The sequence below is a fragment of the Streptomyces sp. NPDC026673 genome, assembly GCF_040638135.1.
Lineage (GTDB): Bacteria > Actinomycetota > Actinomycetes > Streptomycetales > Streptomycetaceae > Actinacidiphila.
Genome location: NZ_JBEZXR010000025.1, coordinates 41966 through 65390, shown reverse-complemented (window position 1 = coordinate 65390; position 23425 = coordinate 41966). Strand labels below are relative to the sequence as shown.

General features: G+C 70.7%; 25 protein-coding genes and 1 tRNA gene. 5 read left to right on the top strand and 21 right to left on the bottom strand.

Annotated features, from left to right (window positions below; translation table 11 throughout):
• Nucleotides 1-155 precede the first annotated feature (155 nt).
• From AB0F62_RS19090 to AB0F62_RS19030, 13 genes are all read right to left on the bottom strand, one after another.
• The gene (locus tag AB0F62_RS19090; RefSeq protein WP_361799847.1) at nucleotides 156-452 is read right to left on the bottom strand and encodes a hypothetical protein; all 297 of its coding nucleotides are present in this window, start codon (nucleotides 450-452) and stop codon (nucleotides 156-158) included.
• Between the two features lie 77 nt (nucleotides 453-529).
• Nucleotides 530-2083 (bottom strand): terminase family protein, encoded by a 1554-nt coding sequence (locus AB0F62_RS19085; RefSeq protein ID WP_361799844.1) that lies wholly within the window; start codon nucleotides 2081-2083, stop codon nucleotides 530-532.
• Nucleotides 2067-2615, bottom strand: a complete 549-nt coding sequence (locus tag AB0F62_RS19080) for a hypothetical protein (RefSeq protein WP_361799841.1) — start codon at nucleotides 2613-2615, stop codon at nucleotides 2067-2069. Before AB0F62_RS19080 ends, AB0F62_RS19085 begins: the two co-directional genes overlap by 17 nt.
• Before the next feature lie 103 nt (nucleotides 2616-2718).
• Nucleotides 2719-3237, bottom strand: a complete 519-nt coding sequence (locus AB0F62_RS19075) for a hypothetical protein (RefSeq protein WP_361799838.1) — start codon at nucleotides 3235-3237, stop codon at nucleotides 2719-2721.
• A 32-nt stretch (nucleotides 3238-3269) separates the two neighbouring features.
• Entirely contained in the window at nucleotides 3270-4751 is a 1482-nt protein-coding gene (locus tag AB0F62_RS19070; protein ID WP_361799835.1) for a ParB N-terminal domain-containing protein, read from the bottom strand.
• Nucleotides 4748-5509, bottom strand: coding sequence for a ParB N-terminal domain-containing protein (locus tag AB0F62_RS19065; RefSeq protein WP_361799832.1), 762 nt, complete (start codon nucleotides 5507-5509; stop codon nucleotides 4748-4750). The genes AB0F62_RS19070 and AB0F62_RS19065 overlap by 4 nt, the downstream gene beginning before the upstream one ends.
• A 59-nt stretch (nucleotides 5510-5568) precedes the next feature.
• Nucleotides 5569-6471: a DUF2637 domain-containing protein gene (locus tag AB0F62_RS19060; RefSeq protein ID WP_361799829.1), complete on the bottom strand. Its 903-nt coding sequence runs from the start codon at nucleotides 6469-6471 to the stop codon at nucleotides 5569-5571.
• A 256-nt stretch (nucleotides 6472-6727) separates the two neighbouring features.
• Nucleotides 6728-7417, bottom strand: coding sequence for a hypothetical protein (locus AB0F62_RS19055; protein ID WP_361799826.1), 690 nt, complete (start codon nucleotides 7415-7417; stop codon nucleotides 6728-6730).
• Nucleotides 7414-7824, bottom strand: coding sequence for a hypothetical protein (locus tag AB0F62_RS19050; protein ID WP_361799823.1), 411 nt, complete (start codon nucleotides 7822-7824; stop codon nucleotides 7414-7416). Before AB0F62_RS19050 ends, AB0F62_RS19055 begins: the two co-directional genes overlap by 4 nt.
• An 11-nt stretch (nucleotides 7825-7835) precedes the next feature.
• Complete coding sequence (locus AB0F62_RS19045; protein WP_361799821.1) at nucleotides 7836-8171, bottom strand: hypothetical protein; 336 nt, start codon at nucleotides 8169-8171, stop codon at nucleotides 7836-7838.
• A gap of 259 nt (nucleotides 8172-8430) precedes the next feature.
• Entirely contained in the window at nucleotides 8431-8673 is a 243-nt protein-coding gene (locus tag AB0F62_RS19040) for a hypothetical protein (RefSeq protein ID WP_361799818.1), read from the bottom strand.
• A 67-nt stretch (nucleotides 8674-8740) separates the two neighbouring features.
• Nucleotides 8741-9850 carry a ParB/RepB/Spo0J family partition protein gene (locus AB0F62_RS19035; protein WP_361799815.1) on the bottom strand — a complete coding sequence of 370 codons (1110 nt, stop codon included), beginning with the start codon at nucleotides 9848-9850 and terminating at the stop codon, nucleotides 8741-8743.
• Between the two features lie 533 nt (nucleotides 9851-10383).
• Complete coding sequence (locus tag AB0F62_RS19030) at nucleotides 10384-10629, bottom strand: hypothetical protein (RefSeq protein WP_361799812.1); 246 nt, start codon at nucleotides 10627-10629, stop codon at nucleotides 10384-10386.
• Nucleotides 10630-10821: 192 nt separating this feature from the next.
• Here AB0F62_RS19030 and AB0F62_RS19025 point away from each other — a divergent pair, with 192 nt between their 5' ends.
• On the top strand, nucleotides 10822-11796 hold the full coding sequence (locus AB0F62_RS19025) for a hypothetical protein (protein WP_361799810.1): 975 nt from the start codon (nucleotides 10822-10824) through the stop codon (nucleotides 11794-11796).
• 17 nt (nucleotides 11797-11813) lie between these two features.
• Here AB0F62_RS19025 and AB0F62_RS19020 read toward each other — a convergent pair whose 3' ends face one another.
• Entirely contained in the window at nucleotides 11814-12776 is a 963-nt protein-coding gene (locus AB0F62_RS19020) for a recombinase zinc beta ribbon domain-containing protein (RefSeq protein WP_361799807.1), read from the bottom strand.
• A 20-nt stretch (nucleotides 12777-12796) separates the two neighbouring features.
• The gene (locus AB0F62_RS19015; RefSeq protein ID WP_361799804.1) at nucleotides 12797-13060 is read right to left on the bottom strand and encodes a DNA-binding protein; all 264 of its coding nucleotides are present in this window, start codon (nucleotides 13058-13060) and stop codon (nucleotides 12797-12799) included.
• 135 nt (nucleotides 13061-13195) lie between these two features.
• On the opposite strand from AB0F62_RS19015, the gene AB0F62_RS19010 reads away from it, so the two are divergent.
• On the top strand, nucleotides 13196-14782 hold the full coding sequence (locus AB0F62_RS19010) for a tyrosine-type recombinase/integrase (protein WP_361799801.1): 1587 nt from the start codon (nucleotides 13196-13198) through the stop codon (nucleotides 14780-14782).
• A gap of 97 nt (nucleotides 14783-14879) precedes the next feature.
• Here the strand turns inward: AB0F62_RS19010 and AB0F62_RS19005 are convergent.
• Nucleotides 14880-14952: transfer RNA gene (locus tag AB0F62_RS19005), tRNA-Thr, on the bottom strand.
• A gap of 223 nt (nucleotides 14953-15175) precedes the next feature.
• On the opposite strand from AB0F62_RS19005, the gene ugpC reads away from it, so the two are divergent.
• The 3 genes from ugpC to AB0F62_RS18990 all read left to right on the top strand — a co-directional run bounded on the left by ugpC (nucleotide 15176) and on the right by AB0F62_RS18990 (nucleotide 17705).
• The gene (gene ugpC / locus AB0F62_RS19000; RefSeq protein WP_361799798.1) at nucleotides 15176-16294 is read left to right on the top strand and encodes a sn-glycerol-3-phosphate ABC transporter ATP-binding protein UgpC; all 1119 of its coding nucleotides are present in this window, start codon (nucleotides 15176-15178) and stop codon (nucleotides 16292-16294) included.
• Nucleotides 16295-16523: 229 nt separating this feature from the next.
• A complete protein-coding gene (locus tag AB0F62_RS18995) occupies nucleotides 16524-16937 on the top strand; it encodes a hypothetical protein (protein ID WP_361799795.1) in 414 nt (137 codons plus the stop codon).
• Nucleotides 16938-16967: 30 nt separating this feature from the next.
• On the top strand, nucleotides 16968-17705 hold the full coding sequence (locus AB0F62_RS18990) for a nucleotidyltransferase family protein (protein ID WP_361799792.1): 738 nt from the start codon (nucleotides 16968-16970) through the stop codon (nucleotides 17703-17705).
• A gap of 129 nt (nucleotides 17706-17834) precedes the next feature.
• Here the strand turns inward: AB0F62_RS18990 and AB0F62_RS18985 are convergent, their stop codons facing one another.
• From AB0F62_RS18985 to ispD, 5 genes are all read right to left on the bottom strand, one after another.
• Nucleotides 17835-19490: a DoxX family protein gene (locus tag AB0F62_RS18985; RefSeq protein ID WP_361799789.1), complete on the bottom strand. Its 1656-nt coding sequence runs from the start codon at nucleotides 19488-19490 to the stop codon at nucleotides 17835-17837.
• Nucleotides 19491-19584: 94 nt separating this feature from the next.
• Complete coding sequence (gene rlmB / locus AB0F62_RS18980) at nucleotides 19585-20541, bottom strand: 23S rRNA (guanosine(2251)-2'-O)-methyltransferase RlmB (protein ID WP_361799786.1); 957 nt, start codon at nucleotides 20539-20541, stop codon at nucleotides 19585-19587.
• A 76-nt stretch (nucleotides 20542-20617) separates the two neighbouring features.
• Nucleotides 20618-22012: a cysteine--tRNA ligase gene (gene cysS, locus AB0F62_RS18975; RefSeq protein ID WP_361799783.1), complete on the bottom strand. Its 1395-nt coding sequence runs from the start codon at nucleotides 22010-22012 to the stop codon at nucleotides 20618-20620.
• A gap of 177 nt (nucleotides 22013-22189) precedes the next feature.
• On the bottom strand, nucleotides 22190-22699 hold the full coding sequence (ispF, locus tag AB0F62_RS18970) for a 2-C-methyl-D-erythritol 2,4-cyclodiphosphate synthase (protein ID WP_361799780.1): 510 nt from the start codon (nucleotides 22697-22699) through the stop codon (nucleotides 22190-22192).
• On the bottom strand, nucleotides 22689-23420 hold the full coding sequence (ispD, locus tag AB0F62_RS18965; RefSeq protein ID WP_361799962.1) for a 2-C-methyl-D-erythritol 4-phosphate cytidylyltransferase: 732 nt from the start codon (nucleotides 23418-23420) through the stop codon (nucleotides 22689-22691). Before ispD ends, ispF begins: the two co-directional genes overlap by 11 nt.
• Between the last annotated feature and the right edge of the window lie 5 nt (nucleotides 23421-23425).

The following is a 23425-nucleotide window of genomic DNA, read 5'->3' as shown; positions in this document are numbered from 1 at the left end:
CATACCGACAAGGTACCGACGACTCCATCGCCAGACTGGTCGGTGAGAGGAAGGCGCGTGCCCGGGCTGCGATTTGGGGCCTGCTCCACGTCATCGAAGAACGCGTCAGCAAGCTGGCCGACGAAGCCCGACCGCACCTCAATTGACGGCTCCTGTTACTGGGGGGCGTCCCTGCAGCCGGTCATCCACATCGAGAGGTCCATACCCTTTCGCTCCTTGGGCAGCTTGTTGTCCCACGCGGCCTGGCAGGTCTCCTCGCCGGGCGTCTGGCCCATAGCCCGCAGGTTCGCCCGCCAGTAGCGCCCGTCTTCGACAGAGGCGTCCAGGCGGGCCTGCGCCGAGGCTTTGATCTGGTCCGACGTGGGCGCTGCCGGCGTCGAGCTGCAGCCGGGCAACAGCAGGACCACGCCGGCGACGACGGTCGCGGCCGCCACTTTCCCCCTGATCGACATGGGCCGGAGGCTAGCAGCCGGGGCCGGTTTTGGAGCCCCGGCTGGGCCGTTGGGCTTTATGGGGCCGTTTCCGGGGTCTATCGGCGTCCTCCGAGGCGGTCGTCGTGGATGTGCCCGGCGACGGCGTCGAACTGGTCGGGGTCGGCCAGCTCGGTCAGTCCGTGGACGGCCGCGTCCATGCGGTCGGGGCTGTCCATGCCGACGACCCAGGTGACCATCTGGTCCTCCAGGGCGACGTGCGCGCCGACGTGGTGGACCAGGCCCTGCTCGTACAACTGGGCGATCGGTTCGGCCCGCAGGCGCTTGCCGACCTTGGCGGTGACCTCCAGTACGCGGGGCATGAGCTGGCCCTTGGTGGTGCCTTCGCGGCGCAGCTGCTCCCACGCTTGGGAGAGGACCTGACGGGCCATGTCTCCGCCGTAGTTCGATTCGACCACGATCGCGTCGGCCTTGAGGGCTAGTGCCAGATGGCAGGCGGCGCGTCCCCAGTCGTTGGCGCCCATGCTGCCGGAGTGGTCTTCCAGGATGTACAGGTGGCCGTCGTAGCCGCGGGCGGCGCCGATGATGCCCGTCTCGTCGCCGATGGCGGACTCTCCGCCAGCGGGGTCGACGGCGACGATGACCCGGGCCATGTCCAGGCCGCCGAACTCGATGGTGGTGAGCCGGTGGTTGGTGATCCAGGCGCGCTGCCACACGCCTCCCTCGGGGGGCCTGGGCTTCTGCTGGTACAGGGCGGCCCATACGCGTTCGCCGACGCGGCGGCGGGTGGTGGCGTGGTGCTCGGCGTCGAAGCGTTCGGGCCACAGTGGCTCGCCGAGCTTGCGGCCGAGCGGGTCGGTGTCGCTGTCGGCAAGCGCGGGCAGGTCGATGATCTTCCACTCGTTGGCCTGCGCGTCGGCGAGGATGCGGCCGGCGAGGTCGTCTTCGTTCCAGCGGGTCTGGATGACGCAGATCGCGCCGTCGGGTTCGAGGCGGGTCTGCAGGACGGACTGCCACCACTCCCAGGTCTTGCGGCGCATGTTGGGCGAGTCGGCGGAGGCCATGTCCTGCACGGGGTCGTCGACGAGGGCGATGGTGGCGCCCTTGCCGGTGAGGCTGCCGCCGATGCCCGCCGCGACCAGGCCGCCTTGGTGGCCGGCGATGTCGAAGCGCATCGCGGCCCGGCTGGAGGGGTTGAGGTGGATGCCGAGGTCGTCGCCCCAGGTTTCGATGGCGTCGCGGATCCAGCGGGAGTGTTCCTCGGCGAGGTCGCCCGAGTAGGAGCCGATGATGACGCGGCGGTCGGGGTGCTGGCGCAGGTACCACAGGGGCGCCCAGCGCGAGGCCCGGCGGCTCTTGCCGTGACGCGGGGGCATGGTGATCATGACGCGGTCGGCGCGGCCCTCGGCCATGTCGATCCACGCCTGGTCGATGAGGTGGAGGTGGCGGGCCTGCATCTCGCGGCGCTGGGTGAGGACGGCGGCCATCGCGCCGGGCGAGGCGTCCATGGCGATGCCGCGTTCGATGCGGGCGAGCTGGACGCGCAGCTCCGGGGATGCCTTCGCGGCCAGGGCGCGGCGCTGCGCCGGCGGCCGGGTGCGGTAGGCGGCCAGCAGCTTGGTCTCGCGCTCGCTGCTAGTCATCGGAGCCATGTGCGGCCTCCTCCGAGATGCCGATGAGGGCTTCGAGTTCGTCGAGCGCGACGTTGGTCAGCTCGCTGCCGGTGGCGGCCGGGGTGACGAGCTCGGTCTTGTTGGGCTTGTCGAGGCCGTTCATGCGGGCGCGGCGCTCCATGATCCGCAGGGCCCGGTCGATGGCGGGCAGGTCGCCGTCCTTGACGGCCTGCCGGTAGGCGACGAAGAACAGCCGGTCCAGGCGCAGGTTCTCCACGGCGCGCAGCTCGTCGGCGCTCTTGTCCTGCTCGGTGGTGCGCTCCTTGAGGGCCTGGCGGACGTCCTTGCAGGCGGCGTTGATGAGCTGGTCGTCGCCGGGCGGCTCCTGGCCCTTGCGGTACCGCTCGATGCCGTAGCCCTGCGGGTAGGCGATGCGGTCGGAGTTGACCGCGGGGTCGGCGGCGAGTTTGCGGCCTACGGTGAGCCAGTCGACGCCGGCGAGGCGTAGGTCGATGGCGTCCGCTCGCCGCTGTGCGATGGCGGCGCGCGCGGCCTTGTCGGGGCGTCCCACCGGCAGGAATCCTTCCGCTGCTGCGCGCCCCCGCGCCGAGAATCATGATGGCACCACGGCTCGGCGACGTGGCCTGTCGCCGAGCCGTGCCCCCGTGGTCGAGCTACATGAAGGTCAGCTGCTTGGGCGCGTCGGGATCGTCGGGCGGTGTCCAGGTGGAGGGCGGCGCGTCGGGGGCGCCCCGGTTGGTGCGCAGCCACCACGCGAACTGCCAGTTGCGGCAGGTCCGGTATTTCCACTGGCCCCGCCGGTGGGCGTCGGCGGGGATGGAGTGCTCGCCCCATCCGACGATGGGGCGGGCGTTGTCGAGGGTCACCTGCAGGCCCCGCACGAGGGCGGGCCCTTCCCAGTGGTGGCCCTCGGCGTACTCGAAGGCCAGGTGCGCGTTCTGCGACCAGTCCCACGGGTGGGGCAGCGCGCACAGGTACCAGGCCAGCGGCCGGTTCTCGGCGCGCAGGACGGCCTGCTGGTCCGGTGCCTTCGGGTTGAGCGGGTGACGATCAGACCAGCCGAACGTTTCCAGGCAGTGGCGGTCGAGGTTCACATGTCGAACCCCGGCCAGCCACATGATCAGGTACGGTGCGGCGGCTTTGATACCGACCCTCACGGGCGGTTGTGGCATGCGTGGAATTCCCCTCCAATAAAGAGCCGTGGTTAGTCGGCCCGGCTATTCCTTTCTTTAACCAATTTTATCAAAATTTCCACGAGTTGCTTATGGCGCCCGTGCCGGAAGTCGTTGGGGTAAGGCATGTTGAATTCCTCGTCGAGAGCTTTCTCGTAATCGAGGTCGGAAAGCGGCAGGGGGTCTTTGCAGATGGCCCGGAGCGTGGCGTTGGACCGGCCGGCGACCTTCACCGATCCGAAGTACGCGCCCAGCAGATCAGCCAGCGACTCGGGGGTGTGGTAGCGGATCCGCATCCACTTGCCCTGCATGAATCGCATGTCGACGTTCTCGGAGTCGAGGAACGACAGGCGGGTGGAATCGTTGGCGCTGGTGGTGTGCTGCTTGGCCTCGAACGCCTGCTCCACCAGAAGGTTGCGGGTGCCGATGCACACCGTGCCGTCGGCGGCGCACAGGGCGTTGACGGCCGTCAGCACCCAGTGCTGGTAATCCAGCGAGGTGGTGGCGTTGATGACGGAGTCGAGCACGACCATCTCGTACAGGCCGTGCGCGGCCACCCGCTTCTCGATCGTCCGGATCATCGAGACGACACCCCGGATGTCGACGGCGTACTTCCCGGGGGTGGTGCGGTACGGCTCGTAGTCGTCGATGCTGTACCCCTCGGGGCGCAGCTTCTTCGCGTAGTCGCCGTGGCCGGCGCCGAAGTCCACCACGCGCGTCTCGGGGCGGTCGCGCAGCCGGGGCAGGGCCAGCTTCTCCCACACCTCGCTCTTGTAGGCGAGCTTCCCCTGCTTCTTCAGCGAGGTGTACTGGCGCAGCCGCTTGGGCTGCACGATGTGCTGGTTGTAGACCGGCGCCTGGTCCTCAAGGCCGGACCAGTCGTACACGCCGTACTCGCCGGTGAGGTCGGCGACCAGCTGCGCCGCGTCCATCGACGTGCAGGTCCACGCGAGGACGTCGAAGTGGTTCGCGGCGGCGACGACGGCGTACTCGGCGTTCAGCGCGATCTGGCCCTGGTCGTCGATGACGACGCTGCCCCACGCTCCGTGCCCGCCGGTCATGTGGGAGATGGCCTGCTGGAACGGCTTGTTGCGGGAGACGCCCACTTCAATGGTCTGCCACGGGATCCACGACCACTCGCCGATCGGGCCGGGCCGGGCGTACACGATCGACGCCTCGGTCTCGACGCGGTTGTGCAGCAGGTTGAACTGGATCTCGTCGGTCAGGCGGACGACCTGCCCGAGCATTACCGCGGGAGTGTGCGTCATCCCCAGTGCGGTCATGGCCTTGGTTCTCTGGTGGCCCGCGACCAGGGTCCCGTTGGCGTTGAGGATGACCGGCTTGACGATGCCGTGGCGGCCGATGGACCCCTGGAGCCGCTCGAAGGCCTCCTCGGACAGATGCCGGGGGTTGTAGTCCGCCGGCCGCAGGTCCTTGAGCGGGTACGCCTCGTAGAAAGTGGTCTGCGGGCCGCTGCTGTTGGGGGCGGGGATGCCGCCCGGGACGTCGCTCATGCGTCGTCGTCCTCGTCCTCGTCGACGTCGTCGGCCTCTTCCTCGGCGTCGTCGTCGCCGGCGGGCGCGGCCTGGTCGTCGGAGGCGTCCTCGCCGGGCACCTCGGCGGTCTCGGTATGGGCCTCCTGCAGCAGGTGCCAGCCGAAGCCGAGGTCGGTGCGGGACTCCTTGAGGAACCGCTCGTAGATGCCGTTGAGGGTTTCCACCTCGGCCGCGGTGATCTGCACGCGGGTGGTGGACCACTGCAGGTAGCCCCACTGCAGGTACTCCAGCTTGGCCATGGCCCCTGTGCCCTGCCCGTCGGAGGGCAGGTCGATCGTGGCGGGCAGGGCCCGGCTGTCGAGCAGCTTGTCCAGGGCGGTCTGGTCGTAGCCGGTGCCGTCGAGGTCCGGCAGTTCCTCGAGGATGTCGGCCAGCAGCTCGCTGTCGTACCCGGCGAGGTCGGAGGTGCGGTTGTCAACGACGACGATGCGGGCCGCGTCCTCGTCGGACACGTCGACCCACGTCGCGGCGATCTGCTCCCAGCCGAGCTGCTTGGCGGCGGTCCAGGTGTGGTTACCGGCCAGGATCTCGTTGGGGCGGCCGGTGTGGGTACCGCGGTTGACGACGATGGCCTTGTACTGGCCGTTGACGCGCAGCGATTCGGCGATGGCGTCGACGTCGCCGGTACGCGGGTTGCGGTGGAACACCGCCAGGTCGTCGATCGGCACCGCCAGCGGCAGCAGTGACTCGGGAATGCGGGCGGGCGCAGCACTCACAGCAGGAGCCCTTCGTGTAGGAGCGTTCCCCGCGCCCTACGCCCGCCCACATTAGAGGATCACGCGCTCATCAGCTCCAACTGCTCCTCCGCGACGGGCTTACGGGCCGCCCGCAGGAGGTCCCGCGCCCGGGTCTCGCCCTTGCCGATGTCGACAGCCCACTGCGGTGCTGTCAGCTTGGGCCGGTCGCCGAGGGCACCGCGGGTGAGGGCGATCCGCTCGTCCTCGGTGCTGCACTCCTCGTACAGCACCGCCCAGGGCCTGCTGCTGTCAGCCTCCAGGGGCGACCGCTGCCGCTGCTGACGCTGCGGCCCGTCCTCCTCGACGGGCTGCTCCTGCTGCTCGCCGCTGTCCTGCTGCTGCTCGTCGGCGTCGCCCTGCTGTCCGGACTGCTGTCCGCCGCTGCTGCCGACCTGCGCTGCCGGTGCTGGCGCTGCCTCTGGTGCTGCTGCAGGTGCTGCCGCTGGCGTCGGTGCTGCTGCAGGCGCTGGTGCTGGCACCGCTGGCGCTGGTGCGGGTGGCGGTGTCGCTGCTGGAACCTTTACCGCGGGTGCTGCTGCTTGCTGGTCGCGCTGCGCGGCCCCGGGCTGCGGCAGCAGCAGTGCGCGCAGCTCCTGCATCCCCATCTCCAGGGCGACCATCTGTGCGAGCGGGGCGACGGTGGCCACGGCCCATCCGCCGGCGGTCTTCGGGGCGTGGGAGACGTTGAAGACCCAGCTGACGAGGGTGAAGCCGATGGTGACGGTCCAGTACGGCTTGGTGGAGCGGCGGCCCGCCAGGGCCCGGACGACGCCGACGGACCCCAGGACGATGCCGCCGTCGACCAGGACGGGGAACATCCACGCGGAGCCTTCGGAGACGCCGTTGTCGACGGCAACGTGGTGCAGGGCCTCGTACGAGAGGCGGAAGCCGACGGCCTCGAACGCCGCGACTGCGGCAAGGAATACGGCGGTGACCAGCACTCTGGTCGTCCTGGTGCGGCCAGCAGCCGCCGGCGCGATAACGTACGGATCAGGCACGGGAGCTCTCTCTCCTGCTGCTCAGGCCCTCGGCGGTGTGTCCTCACCGCTGGGGGCCGCAGCGTTTCTTCGGTTGTGCTGCCCACCGTAGCGGTGCTGTTGCTGGGCTGCAGCAGCAACAGCAGTGCCACCGACCGCTGTTGCTGCTGGCGTCGGTGGCGGTGCTGGCGCTGTCCTGGGTGCTGGTGCCCGCCGTACGTCAGGTGCTGGTGCGGTCGCCGGGTCGGCGCAGCACTGCTGTGAGGGTCCTGATGCGTCGGTACTTCATCTCGATGGTGTGCCCGTCCCACTGGGCCCACGGGTCGTCGGCGGACACGCGCTGGACGTGGTCGAACAGGGACAGGTCACCGGGTGCGATGTGCCAGCAGAACTGCCAGCCTCCGGCGCGCAGGAACAGCACGTGCCAGTCGTCGCCGACGTCGGCCGGTGCGGGCGCGACGACGCTGGGGTGCAGGGCTGAGAGCCACGCGGCGAGGTGGGCGCGCTCGCGGTAGGCGGCGCCCAGCAGTTCGTCGAGCGGCCCGGCCGTGGCGATGTGGGCGCTTCGCTGCCGGTGGTGGTCGCGGGTGCCGACGCCGGTGACGGCGGCGGCCGCGAGGCGTTCGGTGTGCGAGCCGGACAGGGGCGGCCCCAGGCGGGTGACGCACCCGACTCCGGGGGGTGCCTGGCAGACGGGGCACTCGACGTCGAGAACGGGGCGCGCCCCGCCGGCGAGGCGGCGGGTGAGCTCGGCGACCTTCGCGTTCAGGCCCGCCTGGCTGGCGACCAGGTGCTCCACGCCGGCGCGGAGCCGTTCGGACTCGACGGCACTGAGGACCCGGCGCCCGGTGTGGCCGATCAGGTGCCGCAGCTGGTCCAGCGTCGGATGTTCCTTGCGGGCCCGGGTCATCGCTCTGCCTCCAGGTCGGCCTTCGTCCACCGCCGCAGCAGGGAGCGGCGCTGGCCGGGCGTGAGCCGCACGGCCCTGTCGTACACGGACACGACTCGGGCGGCAGGAACACACCAGGTGGGGAAGCGGTCCTCGGTGGAGGGCTCCAGCTCGCCGACGGGCTCGACGGTGTACAGGTCGCCGTACCAGGCCAGGGAGGCGTAGAAGCGGCCGTAGTCGCGGTCGGTGGTGATGTAGACCCGGTCGGGGCGGCCGTTGGGCGGGTCGATGGACTGGCCGGCGACGGTGGCGGTCAGGCCCTTGGCGCGGGCCTCGCAGACCGGGCAGCCGTCGAGGGCACGCGGCGGATGCGGGGTGATGAGGTCCCCGGGCCGCAGCCCGGAGACTCCACCGTGGAAGTAGCGCAACGCTGCCTCGCCTACCGGTCGTTGCAGCGGCACATGCCCTGCGGCGTGCACCAGCCGTCGCAGGCGTTGCACCAGGTCGCGCCGGGTACCGGCGGGGTGCGCTCCTTGGGGGCGACGGCGGGGCGCGGTCGACGGGCGTCGAGGTCCTGCTGGAGCTCGGCGACGTGCGTGGCCGCGTCGGGGTCGGGGGCGGGGCGGGGGTACATCAGGTGACTCCGGACAGGATCGGGTGGACGCGGGACGGACCGCTCGGCCAGGACCTTGTGCAGTGGTCCGTAGCGTTCGCGCATGAGCCGTTCGAACAGCTCGGGGTCGGCGGCGTGGTTGCTGCGGTAGGTCGCGGTCACGACTTCGTCCCCGAGCAAGCGGGGACCCGCCCGGCCTGGCGGCGCGGGCGGGTCCGAACGCGGATGCGTGGGGCGGCGTCCCCGTGTGGCGCCGCATAGGGCGGGGCCGGCGTCTGGCGGGTAGGGCGCGGGGGATTGCCACCCGCCAGACACCTTTGGGGGATGCCGCATGCCACGGCACTGCTGAGGGGCCGGTCCCGCGGCTGCAGCCGTTCCCGTTCAGCGAGCAGAACGTACCACGATCCAATGTTGTGGCACATCATTCGAGACCTGTGATCGGCACGTCTGCGAGGCCCGGAAGCGGCTCGGGGTCGGTCGGGGCGGCCGCGGCGCCGGGTGCGTCGTCCCACAGGTCGACGCCGAACAGGGGGTCGGTGCCTCCGGCGTCGAGCTCGTCGGCGGAGAACAGGCCGCGCCCGGCCTGCGGGGCCTTGGGCCGGCGGCCGGTGAAGTCGCCGGGCTTCATGCTCCGCCAGTCGGGGCGATCGGTCGTGTCGCTCACGGGGTTTCCCTTCGGTGGTGGGGACGAGGCCCGGCCCGCCCCCGGGGTGGGAGCGGGCCGGTTAGGGTCAGGCCGTGGCCGCGGCGGCGCGCTTGGCCGGGGCCTTGCGGCTCGTCGGCGCCTTGCGCTGTGCCGGGGCCTTCGGCTTGGCGGTGGCGGCCTTGGCCTGGGGCTTCGGCTTGGGCGTGGCGGCCGCGTCCGGGGCGGCGGGCGCGGCCGGGGCGGCGGGCTTGAGGCTTGCGTGCTCGGCGTCGGGGTTCAGGGCGATCGCGCGGGCCTCGGCGTGCGCCTTGGCCTGCCGCACATTGAACCGCGCCTTTTGAACGGCGTCGGCCACGCGGTCCATCTGCTCCAGCCGCTTGCCGACCTCGCCCTCCAGGGCCAGCGCCAGCTTCATCGGGTCGGCCTTGGCCAGCTCCTCCAGCAGGCCGAGGACGTGCTCGATCTTGTCGATGCTGCTGCGGGTCTTGGTCCGCTCGCGCTGCCGCTCCTCGCGCTCCTCGGGGGACATGTCCTCGACGAGCATCGCGACGACCTGGCCCTGCTGCTGCTTGAGCGCGTACGCGAAGTGGACCAGCTCGTTGTCGCCGGCGAAGGCGCCCTTGGCCCACTTGGCCATGACCGCGCGCTGGTTGCCCGGGGTGAGGGCCGCGATCTGGACGGCGGCCTGAGTGCCGATCGCCCCGGAGTTGACGTGCTGCTGCACCTCGTCGGTCAGGTCGAGGAGGGCCAGGCGCAGGTTCACGTACACCGAGGACTTGCCGAACTCCTTGGCGACGTACTTGACTTCGGAGCCCTCCTGCTCGTCGAGGATGCGGCGGAACGCCTTGGCCTCCTCGATCGGCGTCATGTCGGCCCGGTTGATGTTCTCGGCGACCGACCGCTTGAACCGCTCCAGGACGGTCAGGTCGTCGTCGGTGACGATGCACTTGATCTCGGTCAGGCCGGCGAGCTGGTGTGCGCGCCACCGGCGCTCGCCCGCGACGATCTCGTACCGCTGGTTGCCGGGGATGTCATCGAACTCGGGCAGCCCCAGGCGGCGGACCTCGATCGGCTGCATGAGGCCGAACCGCGCGACGGAGTCGGCCAGCTCCTGCAGGGCGTTGGGCTCGAAGAACTCGCGCGGCTGGCGCTCGTTGCGGGTGATCTGGTCGATCGGGATGGTCGTGATCGTCATGGCTCGCTCCAAGAGGCCAGGTTCGGGGGCGCTTCCCGCCTCCCGTACTCTTATTCTAGCGGCTCAGATGATCTTAGGCCAGATTTTTGGGCCAAATCTTCGCAGGTCAGAGGGCATACGAAGGGGCGGCCCCCCTGGGATGGCCGCCCCATTTCGTGTGTGCAGATTGTTGGTCAGCTCACCTGCACCAGCAGCTCCCGCTCGCGGCAGGAGCAGTTCGCCCCGTGGTGCGCTTCCTCGTCGATGACCACCACGGCCAGCGTGCTCAACACCGCCCCCGCCTGCCGGACACTGAGAGGCGGGCGACCCGACTGCTCGGCCTCCAACATGCGCCTCCGGATTCGTGCCGGATCGATTGCCACTTCGGCCCTCCCCTGCGGGGCGGTCCCCCCGCCCCCACTTTCCCCGTGTCCCCGGAAGCCGTGCGACCTCGCACGGCCGAGCCCTTGCACTGCGGCCAAGGGCGACCCACCCACCCGACCCGGGCGCGCCCGGCCCCCCTTGTGCGCCCCGGCCCGGTCTGCGGCAACGACCTACCAGGTCGTGTCGTTGGCGCGGGCAACGTTGTCAACGCCGGGTCGGGGAGCGACGGACCAGGTGGTGTCGTCGCCGACGGGGGCAACCACCCAGGTGGTGTCCCCGTTGGGCGCCACGGCCCAGGTGGTGTCGCCGGCGACGACGGTGTCGGCCTGCACGTCGAACGCCCCGGCTGCGGCGAGCCCCGTCAGCGCGGCAAACGTAACGGTGGCAGCAATACGGGCACTACGGGAAAGAAGCATGAAAACCCCGAACTTTATAGCTGTCGCGAGAGTGGGCGCGCTGTGCGGCGGCGGCAACTGGGCCGCCAGGCTGTACGTGAACCGTTACACGCGGTGCGCATGTGCCATTGGCAACCATGTAGGGGTCCTGTGGAAAGATCAAGAACAGCCGACGTCGGATTTTCACCAGTCCCACAACTCAGAGGTTGCAAGGTGCCACAAGTACCCGACCTGCCCGATCTGTCCGCGTCACTGGCCGACGCGTATCAGCGCATTCTCGACGGCGAGACCCTGGCCCGGGAAACCGAGGGTCTTGACTCACTGTTGGGCAACGGTCTTGCAGCCCAGTACCCGTACGCGCCGGACACATATAGTCCGGTCGAACCGCAGTACGGGGCGCTGCGGATGATGCACATCCTGCACGCCCATCTTGAACAGTTAACGGCATACGCGGGCGCAATGCCGGACCTGCTGGTGGATCTCCGGGACCGATACCAGTCGTCCCGGCCTTCCGATAAGTCGATCCAGCACCTGATCGGCCGCCCGGCCATCAACAAGCGCATTGCCGCCGAACACAGCGGCGCCCGCAAGGAGATTCTGGCAGCTCAGCCGGGACCTCGCAGCACCGAAGACCTGGCTCACTCCTTCGAGCGCGACCGCTCCGGATTGCTGCGCGGCCTGACCATGCGCACGGTCTACCACGGCTCTGTGCGTCGGGTCGCAGCGATCGGCGACTGGGCGCGAAACATGGCGGCCGCCGGCGGCGAAATACGCACTGTTCAGGGCCGCTTCGCGCGCAGCATCGTCTTCGACCGTCGCGTGGCGTTCGTGCCCGTCTTCACCAACGAAGGCGAACCGCCTCCCGACGAGGCGGTCATGGTCTCCGACCCGCTGGTCGTCGGGCACATCGCCCACCACTTCGACCTGTTGTGGGAGCGCGCCGACCAGTGGGAGGGGCGCCGCGAGACCCCCGAGGACGGCTTAGTCACGAACCGCAGTCAGCGGGACATCCTGCGGGAACTGTGCCTTGGACGCACCCAGGCTCAGGCCGCGAAGAACCTCGGCATCAGCTCGGCCTGGGTCAACAAGCAGATGGGGGAGCTGCGAGACAAGCTCGGCGTGGGCACCCTGAACGAGGTCATCTACTGGTGGGCGACGTCCCCCGACCACGACGAACAGGACGGTTGACGCGGCCAGCGCACCGACTACGAGGTAACGGCGGTGCGCCAGGTCAGCGTGACCCGGTCGTCCACGTCTCGCACCCCGCGGGCACGCGCCGGGTACACCTGGACCTTCTGCAGCAGCAGGACGAGCAGGGCCCGCTTCGACTGAGCCGGCGCGTGTTCCCACCAGCGGGCCAGGTCCTCTACGCCGCCGACCGGCACGTCCACGGCCTGCTCCACGTACCGCAGCCTCGAACGGGCCTGCTTCAACCGCTGGCTGGTCTCCCGGTCTGCGGCGACGTATGCGTCCCGCGACAGCTCACCCTTGGCGTACGGCTCCGCCAGTTCGCCCCGCGACTTCTCCAGGTCGGCGATCTGCGCACGCAACTCCTCCGCCTCAGCGGCCAACTGCGCGCGTGCCTGCTCGAGTGCGGCCTGCGCGTCCGGGCGCGCCAGCTCGCCAAGAGCGTTCTCGCCCAGGTGGTCCTCCAGCAGCGCCGCGTTGATACGGACCTTGCCGCACCCGCCGCGCCCCTCGAAGTTCGTCGGGCAGCGGTAAGACGGTGTACTCGCGCTGGTTCGGCTGCCGGTCAGCTGCTGCCCGCACTCACCGCATTCTGCGAGCCCGCCTGTGGCCAGGTACTCGTAATCGTCCTCACGGGACTGCCCGCTGCGGACACTGCCGCGCCGGCTGGGGCGGTGCTCCTGCAGCCACCGGAACTCCTCCGGTGTGATCAGCGCCTCCCGGCCGGTCTCGCGCAGCTCTCCTGTATCAGGATCCCGCTCCAGGCCAGCGATCGCCGGGTTGTCCAGCAGCCGGCCGAGCGTCATGGTGGTCCACTCGCCACCCATGGTTCCGCGGTGGCCCTCGGCCGTAATCCAGGCCGCGACCTCAGCTTGCGACTGGCCTGCCCGGATACGGCCCACAGCCTCGCGAACGACCTGACGCTCCTGATCGCGGACACGCGTCAGGGCCTGGTTGTCGAAGCCGTACAAGCGCGGCATGCCACCGTTCCCAATTCAACTCAGCGGCCCGCAGACGCCAGTCCCTGTCGCAGCGAGCCGACCCCCAATGCTTCCCACAAGGCAGCCGTGGGAATGCGTACCGTGCTCCCCATGGACAGCGTCCGCACAGGGAACTGACCGGTCTTGATCAGGTCGTACGCCTTGTTGTGACCGATACCCAGAGCGCGGGCGGCGGTCACGACGTTGACCGTCGCGGGAAGCGCCAGGACCTCGTCCAAGCTCATGCCCCGCTGCTCATCGGCCGGAATGCTCGTTGTCGCCATGATCGTTGTCGCGTTTCTCCCCCGCGCCAACTTGTGCCACACCATACACGGGGTGCCGTAAGAACCAGCGTGTCCGTGACAGATTAGGGAAGAATGTGCGCCCACAGTGACAGGCAGGCGTAGGGGTGGGGGACGGTGTTCGAGGACAAGACGTACAAGCGGTGTTCTTGCCATGGCCCGCTGGTGAAGGACGGCAACCCGGTCCTCGACGACAACGGCAATCCGAAGGTCGGCCGTCTCGACAAGACCTGCCCCAAGCTCAGCCAGCGCGACCACGGCACCTGGTACTACTCCATCGAGCTGCCGCCCGGTCCGGACGGCAAGCGCCGGCCGCGCGCCAAGAAGGGCGGCTACCGGACTAAGAAGGAAGCAGCCTCCGCAGCCGAGAAGGTGTGGAAGCTCGCGGAGGGCGGCGTCGACGTCCTCAGCGAGGAGACCGTCGCGGACTACCTGCGCCGCTGGTTTGCCAAGCGTGTCGACCTGAAGCGGTCCACACGCGACAGCTACGAGGACTACATCGAGCGGGTCTTCATCCCCTACCTCGGCGGGACCAAGCTGCTGCAGCTGCGCTCCCTCCACATCCAGGGCATGTTCGAGAAGCTGTGGGCCGACAACGAGGTCCACGCGGAGAACCTCCGCAAGGCGCACGAGGCTCAGACCGCTGAGCGCACCGCGCACACGGCCTGGAAGGACTGCCCGGAGCGGCCGCGGCCCAAGGAGCTCCGCCAGGCTTGGCAGGACGCCAAGGCGGCCTTGAAGGAGGCGCGGACCCTGCCCACGCACGTGACGGGCCCCGGCACGCAGAAGAGGATGCTCAACACGCTCTCCGGCGCCCTGGACGACGCCGTGAGCAAGAAGCTGATCTCCGAGAACTGGACGAAGGGCGTCGTCCTGCCGAAGTACGTCCGCCCCAAGCCGATCGTGTGGACACCGGCCCGGATCGAGGCGTGGCGCCAGACCGGCGAGAAGCCCGGCAAGGTCATGGTGTGGATGCCCGAGCAGACAGGCGAGTTCCTGGATGCCGTCGCCGGGCACCGCCTGTACCCGATGTTCCACCTCATGATCTTCCGAGGGCTGCGCCGCGGTGAGGCCGCTGGCCTTCCGTGGGGCGAAACCGATCTGGCGCACGGCACCGTGCACATCAGCGAGCAGCTGGTCGTCGCGTCGTACGAGGTGTGGGAGGACACCCCCAAGAGCGAGAGTGGCGAGCGCACTATCAAGCTGGACTCTGAGACGCGGAGGCTGCTGCAGCTGTGGCGCGAGCGTCAGGCCGGGGAGCGTGCCGAGTGGGAGGAGGCCGCCCGGACCTGGAACAACACGGGCCTGGTCTTCACGTGGGAGGACGGCCGCGCGTACCACCCGGAGCACCTGTCGCAGACCTTCGGGCGCCTGGTGAAGAAGCTCGGCCTGCCGCCGGTGCGACTGCACGACCTGCGCCACTGCGCGGCAACCCTGTCCCTGGCCGCCGGTCTGCACATGAAGGCAATCCAGACGCTGCTGGGGCACGGCTCCTACTCGCTGACCGCCGACACCTACACGTCGGTCCTGCCGCAGTTCGAGGAGGCCCAGGCCGAGGCTCCGCTCGCTCTGGTCCCCCGCAGGTCGCCGGCGCAGCGTGAGGTTGCTCACGAGCTGGAGGCGAAGCCCGACGCTCCCTCAGGGGATGGAGCCGATGTTCCCCCGGGGAACGGCCCCGATGTTCCCCGTGAGGACGCTGCATAACGCGGCGTTCCCCCTACGTTCCCCTTGAGCGTCAAAAGGCCCCTCGGAGGCAGTCTCCGAGGGGCCTGTTTCATGCTCTGATGCAGGTCAGAGGGTGAGCCGCCTGTCGGGTTCGAACCGACGACCTTCGCTTTACAAGAGCGGTGCTCTACCAGCTGAGCTAAGGCGGCACGGCACCGTCCCCGCGCCGGGTTGCCCGGGCTTCGGGTGGGGCCATGAGAAGTGTACCCAGGCGGGGAGGGGGGAGGGCCCGGGAAATGGGCGCCAGGGGGGTGCTGACAAAGCGGTGCGGGCCAGGTACCGTCGCGGGAGGTCCACGACTTGTGGACTAGACCTCTTTTCCTTTACTCGGATCGTCCGGCACGTTCCTGCCGGTGAAGGGACCACTGCACCATGGCTACTGTCACTTTTGACAAGGCGACCCGGATCTACCCCGGGTCCGAGCGCCCCGCCGTCGACGCGCTGCAGATCGACATCGCGGACGGCGAGTTCCTCGTCCTCGTCGGCCCCTCGGGCTGCGGCAAGTCGACCTCGCTCCGCATGCTGGCCGGCCTGGAGGACGTCAACGGCGGCGCCATCCGGATCGGTGACCGGGACGTCACCCACCTTCCGCCCAAGGACCGGGACATCGCCATGGTGTTCCAGAACTACGCGCTGTACCCGCACATGACCGTCGCGGACAACATGGGCTTCGCCCTGAAGATCGCGGGCGTCAACAAGGCCGAGATCCGCAAGCGGGTCGAGGAAGCCGCCAAGATCCTGGACCTGACCGAGTACCTGGCCCGCAAGCCGAAGGCGCTCTCCGGTGGTCAGCGCCAGCGTGTGGCGATGGGCCGCGCGATCGTCCGCGAGCCGCAGGTCTTCCTCATGGACGAGCCGCTGTCCAACCTGGACGCGAAGCTCCGTGTGCAGACCCGTACGCAGATCGCCTCCCTGCAGCGCCGCCTCGGCGTCACCACGGTGTACGTCACCCACGACCAGACCGAGGCCATGACCATGGGCGACCGCGTGGCGGTCCTCAAGGACGGTCTGCTGCAGCAGGTCGACACCCCGCGCCACATGTACGACAAGCCGGCCAACCTCTTCGTCGCGGGCTTCATCGGCTCCCCGGCGATGAACCTGGTCGAGGTGCCGATCACCGACGGCGGCGTGAAGTTCGGCAGCGCCGTGGTGCCGGTCGAGCGCGACGCGGTGCAGGCCGCTGCCGACAAGGGCGACCGCACGGTCACCGTCGGCGTCCGCCCGGAGCACTTCGACATCGTCAGCGCCGAGGGCTCCGGCCTGTCGAAGGACGAGCCGGCCGGTCTGGCCGTGACGGTGAACGTCGTCGAGGAGCTGGGCGCGGACGGCTTCGTCTACGGCTCGGCCCAGGTCGGCGGCGAGCACAAGGACCTGGTCATCCGCGTCGGCGGCCGCCAGGTGCCGGAGAAGGGCTCCGTGCTGCACGTCGTGCCGCGCGCCGGCGAGACCCACGTCTTCTCGACCTCCACCGGTGAGCGTCTGAGCGACTGAGCCACCGCTCGTCCGATCGTCCGGTTCCGCGACGGTCACACCCGGCCCGGCCCCCGCGCAAGGGGGGCCGGGCCGCGGCCGTTTCCGGCGCCGCGACACCCCGTTTCCGGGCATAACCCGGCGTTTCGACCATGTTCGTCAATGCGGATGTAGTCGATCAAGGGGCATTCATCACTCATCAGAGTGGCTAAATGTCGCCAAATCATCACTCCTCGCTACCATCACTGCCGTGAACCAGGTAGCCCGCCGCATCGGCAAGTCACTCGCCCTCGTCCTCCCGGTCGTCCTCGTGCTCTCCGGCACCCTCGCCGTCACCCGCGTCCCGTGGGCCACTTCGGCGTCCGACGCCCAAGTCCTCACCGCCTCGCACCAGAAGAAGGCGGCGACCGAGCGGTCGGCCCCGCAGGAGGTGCTCCGCCGCAAGCTGCTGGGCGAGGTGCAGGAGAAGAACCCCGGCATCGCCCTGACGCACCTGCAGCGCGAGATGAACGAGCGGCCCTCGCTGGCGCAGTACTGCGGCTCGATCGCCAAGTCCCTGGGACGGGCCGCGGTCGCCAAGTACGGCTCGGTGCACCGCGCCCAGGCCTGGTCGCGGCCGGTCTGCGACACCGCCTTCGCGACGGGTGTGGCCTCCGTCGGATGACCCGGCGCGCGGGTCGCGTAGGGTGCGCCCATGAACGGCACGCCCGCGACCTCCCAGACGGTGACCCAGGCCGTCCTCCTCGCCGGAGGACAGGGCTCCCGTCTGAGGCCCTACACCGACACCCGCCCCAAGCCGATGATCGAGATCCCCGGGACCGGGGTCCCGATCATCGGCCATCAACTCGCCTGGCTGGCCGCCGAGGGCGTCACCGACGCCGTGATCTCGTGCGGCCATCTCGCTGAGGTCCTCCAGGAGTGGCTCGCGGGCGCGGCGGACGATCTGCCGCTGCGGGTGACCACCGTCATCGAGCGTGAACCGCTCGGCCGCGGCGGCGGCCTGAAGTACGCCGCGGCCTCCCTGCCCCGGCCGCGGGAAGCCTGGTACGCCACCAACGGCGACATCTGGACCCGGTTCTCGCTGCGGGAGATGGCCGCCTTCCACGTCGAACGCGCCGCGGTGGCCACCCTCGCGCTGGCCCGCCCGCGCATCCCGTGGGGCGCCGTGGAGACCGACGAGTTCGGCCACGTCCTGGACTTCATCGAGGCGCCACCCTCGCCGTTCCTCATCAACGCCGGCGTCTACGTCTTCTCCCCCGAGTTCACCGGACTGCTCCCGGAGCGCGGCGACCACGAGCGCACCACCTTCCCCCAACTCGCCCGGGAACGGCGGCTGGCGGGCTTCCCGCTGCCCCAGGGCGCGTACTGGCGGGCCATCGACACCGCCAAGGACCTGGCCGAGGCCGCGAAGGAACTCGCCTCCCAGGCCTGAGCGCAGGGGCCGCGAGGGGGCCGTGCGGCCGCAGGGCCCCGGGACGGCGCGAAGAGGCGGCCGGAGGAAGGAATCCTCCGGCCGCCTCTCGGTGTCTCCGTACGGGCGTCCCGCGTCCCCGTACGGGCCTTACGCGACCCTGCCCGGCCCGTGCTTCGACGGGGCGCCCAGCAGCCAGCCGGAGGTCTCTCCGCTGCCGAGCAGCCCGCCGAGCGCGCCGCCGCTGTCGGAGCCCCCGCCGCCGGTGCCGCCGCCGTTGCCGCCGCCCGGGGTGGGCGGGTTGCTCGGCGGCGTCGGACGGGACGGGACGGACGGCACGGACTGGGAGGGCCCGCCGCCGGTGCCGCCGCCGCTGCCGGTGTTCGTGGAGGACGAGCCGGAACGGGAGTGCGTGGCGTTCGGCGCCGAGGACGCGGCCCCCGGGACCGACGGCGAGGAGGACGGGGACGACGACGGACCGCCGGATCGGCTCGCCGAGGGGCCCGCGGAGGGCCGGGACGACTTCTCGCCCGGCACCTCGGGCAGCGGGGAGCCGTCGAGGTTGTTGGTCGGCAGGTCGGTCGGGGCCGGGAGTTCCGTCCGCGGGCTGGTGGAGCGTACGGCCGTGCCGAGGGTGGCCCCGACGACCAGCGAGATCCCGGCCAGCACGGTCGCCAGCACCGCGCCGCGCCGCAGCACCCGGCGGCGCAGCTCCCACAGCGGGACACGCGGGCCGAGCTTGCGCCAGGCCTCGCTCGCCAGCCGGCCGTCGGCGGAGTAGACCGGTGCGCCCGCGATGACCAGGGGGCTCCAGGCGGCGAGCAGGATGATGTCGGGCGTGTCGTACGCCGGTACGGTCCGCCAGCTCACCGTCACCAGCAGCGCCGCCGACAGCAGGGCCCCGATCGACGCCGCGAACCGCTGCCAGAGCCCGAAGACCGTCAGCACACCGGCGATCACCTGCAGGAAGGCCACCGTCAGCCCGGCGCCGATGGGGTGCGCGAGGGCGAGGTCGCGCAACGGCTCGGCCAGCCCCCACGGGTGCAGCGAGCCGAGCCAGGTCACCATCGAGCCGCGCTTGCCGCCGTCGAAGTAGACGGGGTCGCAGAGCTTGCCCATCCCGGCGTAGATGGAGATGAAGCCCAGGAAGATGCGGAGCGGCAGCAGCACGATGCCGAGGTTCATCCGGCGGCCGGGGTAGTAGGCGTGCCGGATCGGCTCGGCCCGCTCCCGGTTGCGGGCGCGGCCCGGCTCCCCGTACCGCTCCTCGGAATCCTCGTCGTCAAAGTCACGGGGCGGCGCGGTGTACGCGAACTCGCCGGTGTCCTCGGGATCGAGGTGGTCGTCGTAGGCGCCGCGCGCGGGACGGACCCCGCCGAGCATCTCGCCGGGCGCGGGCGGACGGCGCGGGGGGCCGACGACGGGCTGCGGCGACTCCTCGATCCGCGGCAGCACCTGCGTCGCGGCGCCGATGTCCGGGCCGTCCGCCTGGCCGTGGCGCACCGCCGCGAGCAGCTGGGTGGCCGCCGCGTCGCCGGGTGCGCTGCGCCCGGACCACACCAAGGGCGCGCCGCGGCGCTGCGCGGCCGCGGAGGGGCGTACGGAGGTGGGAATGACGGGGACGCGCTGGGTCCTCGCCAGCGCGCGTCCCGACGTCGCGCCGAGCTGCACGCGGAAACTGGCGTGATTGACGATGACCTGGGCCGGGTCGGAGGAGACCTTGAGCATGTTGAGCACAGGCTCATCGGTGATCGCCGACGACCGTCCCCCCGGAGGAGTGCGGGGTGTTCTGGTGTCCACACTCATCTAACCGAGTGACACCCGATAAGGACACTGTGTGACGGGCCCCGTTGTGTCCGAGGCCCGTCAATCAAGGGTTGTCGGGGGGAGCGCGAGCGGCTCAGGCGCGGCGGCGCGCCGCCTCGTAGAGCACGATGCCCGCCGCGACACCGGCGTTCAGGGACTCCGCGCCGCCCGGCATCGGGATGCGCACCCGCAGGTCGCAGGTCTCGCCGACGAGCCGGGACAGGCCCTTGCCCTCCGAGCCCGCGACGATCACGACCGGCCCGGCCAGCGCCTCGAGGTCCTGCAGTTCGACCTCGCCGTCGGCGGCCAGGCCGACGACCGTGAGGCCCGCCTTCTGGTACGCCTCCAGCGTCCGGGTGAGGTTGGTGGCCCGGGCGACCGAGACGCGCGCGGCGGTGCCGGCCGAGGTCTTCCAGGCGCCCGCGGTCATTCCGGCGGCGCGGCGCTCGGGGACGACGACGCCGTGGCCGCCGAAGGCCGCGACGGAGCGGACGACGGCGCCGAGGTTGCGCGGGTCGGTGACCCCGTCCAGCGCGACGATGAGCGGGTCCTCGCGCGCGTCGAAGGCCTCGGCGGCGAGGTCCTCGGGGTGGGCGTACTCGTACGGCGGGATCTGCAGCACCAGGCCCTGGTGGTTGAGCCCGTTGGTGATGCGGTCCAGCTCGGGGCGCGGGGCCTCCATCAGCGGGATGCCCCGGTCGGTGGCGAGCTTGATCGCCTCGCGCACGCGCTCGTCGTTGTCGATGAACTGCTGGACGTAGACCGCCGAGGCCGGGATGTCGGCGCGCAGCGCCTCCACCACCGGGTTGCGCCCGGCCACCAGCTCCGAGGTGGACTTGGAGCCCCGGCCGGACGGGCGGCGCGACTGCGTGGACGCGGCGCGCTTCACCTTGGCGTTCGCGGCACGCTGCTTGGCGTGCCCCTTGCGCGCCTCCGCGGGCGGGGTGGGGCCCTTGCCCTCCAGGCCCCTGCGCCGCTGCCCGCCGCTACCGACCGTGGCGCCCTTCTTGTTGGACGTGCGGCGGTTCCTGCGCTGGCTGTTGCCGGCCATGGGTCACCTGTTTCCTGCTGCTGTCACTGCTACTGCGTGAACGTACGTACGTGTCAATGATGGCGCGAACGCCCGGCTACCGTGAGCCGAGCGACCAGCGCGGCCCGGAGGGGGTGTCCTCGATCTCCAGCCCGGACTGCTGGAGCTGGTCGCGGATGGCGTCGGCGGTCGCGTAGTCCTTGCGCCCCCGGGCCGACTCCCGCTGCTCCAGCACCAGCCGGACGAGGGAGTCCACGACCCCGTGCAGGTCCTCGCTGCGCTCGCCGCCGGACCAGTGCTCGTCGAGCGGGTCCAGGCCCAGGACACCGAGCATCGCACGTACCTCGGCGAGGCGGGCGACGGCGGTCTCCTTGTCGTCGGCGGTGAGCGCCGAATTGCCCTGCCGGACCGTGGTGTGGACGATCGCCAGCGCTTGGGGGACGCCCATGTCGTCGTCCATCGCCTCGGCGAAGGCCGGCGGCACCTCGGCCGCCGGTTCGACCGGGCCGGCCTTCTCGACGACCCGCTGCACGAAGCCCTCGATCCGCGCGAACGCCGACTCGGCCTCGCGCAGCGACTCCTCGCTGTACTCGATCATGGAGCGGTAGTGCGGGGTGCCCAGGTAGTAGCGCAGCACGATGGGGCGCCAGCGCTTGGTCATCTCGCTCACCAGGACCGAGTTGCCGAGCGACTTGCTCATCTTCTCGCCGCTCATCGTCACCCAGGCGTTGTGCACCCAGTACGCGGCGAAGTCGTCGCCGTAGGCCTTCGCCTGCGCGATCTCGTTCTCGTGGTGCGGGAAGATCAGGTCGATGCCGCCGCCGTGGATGTCGAAGGCGCTGCCCAGGTACTTGTGGGCCATCGCGGAGCACTCCAGGTGCCAGCCGGGACGGCCGCGGCCCCAGGGGGTCTCCCAGGAGGGCTCGCCGGGCTTGGCGGCCTTCCACATCGCGAAGTCGCGCTGGTCCCGCTTGCCGGTCTCGCCCTCGCTCTCCGGCTGGCGCAGGTTGTCGAGCTCCTGGTTGGACAGCTCCAGGTAGTCCGGGAAGGAGCGGACGTCGAAGTAGACGTTGCCCTCGGACTCGTAGGCGTGGCCGCGCTCGATGAGGCCGCGCATCATCTCGATCATCTCGGGGATGTGGCCGGTGGCACGCGGCTCGTACGTGGGCGGCAGGCAGCCGAGCGCGTCGTAGCCCTCGTTGAAGGCCCGCTCGTTCTCGTAGCCGATCGCCCACCAGGGGCGGCCCTGCTCACCGGACTTGGTGATGATCTTGTCGTCGATGTCGGTGACGTTGCGGACGAACGTCACGTCATAGCCGCGGTGGGCGAACCACCGGCGCATGATGTCGAAGTTCAGACCCGACCGGATGTGCCCGATGTGGGGTGCTGCCTGCACGGTCGCGCCGCACAGGTAGATCGAGACGCAGCCCGGCCGGAGCGGGGTGAAGTCACGGACCTGGCGCGCGTTGGTGTCGTACAGGCGAATAGTCACGCATCAAGGGTAGTGGCCCCGGGTGCGTGCGCCGTCCGCTCGGCGTGAGCTTCACGGTGTTGTGACGCTCGCGGGGGCCGTGGCATCGCTCGCGGAGCCGGCGGGCCGCCGCGAGCTTCACTCGTACGGCGGATGGCGGGCCCTCCGGACCGCGGGCCAACTCGCCCCCGGAACAGGTCACTTCGCCCGGCGGACCACCAGTGCGGTGGCGACCGCGGCCAGGCCCTCGCCTCGTCCGGTGAACCCCAGCCCGTCGGTCGTCGCGCCGGAGACCGCCACGGGCGCGCCCACGGCGGCGGAGAGGATCTTCTGGGCCTCGTCCCGGCGCTTGCCGATCTTGGGGCGGGGACCCACCACCTGGACGGCCACATTGCCGATGTCGTAGCCCGCCTCGCGGACGATGCGGGCGGCCTCGGTGAGCAAGGTCACACCGGAGGCGCCCGACCATTCCGGCCGGCCGGTTCCGAAGTGCGCGCCCAGGTCGCCCATCCCCGCGGCGGAGAACAGCGCGTTGCAGGCGGCGTGCGCGACGACGTCGGCGTCGGAGTGGCCGGCGAGGCCGTCGCCCTCGCCCTCCCACAGCAGGCCGGCGACCCACAGTTCGCGGCCCGCCTCGAAGGCGTGGATGTCGGTGCCGATGCCGACCTGCGGCAGCGGCGGCACGGCGGGAACCGGCTCAGTACTCATCGGCGGCCCTCCTGCGGGCGAGAACGGCCTCGGCGAGGACCAGGTCCAGCGGGCGGGTGACCTTGAAGGCCTCCTCGTGCCCCGGTACGACCAGCACCGGGACGCCGAGCCGCTCGACCATGCTCGCGTCGTCCGTGACCTGGCCGGTGACGGTGGCGTGCGCCTTGAGCAGCGTGGCCCGGTCGAACCCCTGGGGGGTCTGTACCGCGCGCAGCAGCGCCCGGTCCGGTGTGCCGACGACGGCGTCGCTGGCCGGGTCGATCTCCTTGACGGTGTCGGCGAGCGGCAGTCCCGGCACGACGGCCGGGGCGCCCTCCCGTACTGCGGCTGCGACGCCGTCGACCATGTCGACCGGCACCAGCGGGCGGGCGGCGTCGTGGACGAGCACCACCTCGACCTCGCCGGGCAGCGCGGCGAGTCCGAGCCGCACCGATTCCTGGCGGCTCTCGCCGCCGGCGACGACCTTGATGTCCTTGGCCTCGGGCAGGCCGTGGCTGTCCAGCAGCGCCCTGACCTCGGCGACCCCGTCCGGCGGGGCCACCACGACGACCAGGGAGACCGCGCGGGCGCGGGTCATGGCACGCACGGCGTGCACGAGGATCGGAACGCCGCCCAGGGTGCGCAGCGCCTTGGGCGCACCGGGGCCGAGCCGGACTCCGCGTCCGGCGGCGGGAATGACTGCCGCGGTAGTCAGGTTTGTGTCCTTGGCCGAAGTGGGTATCGCCT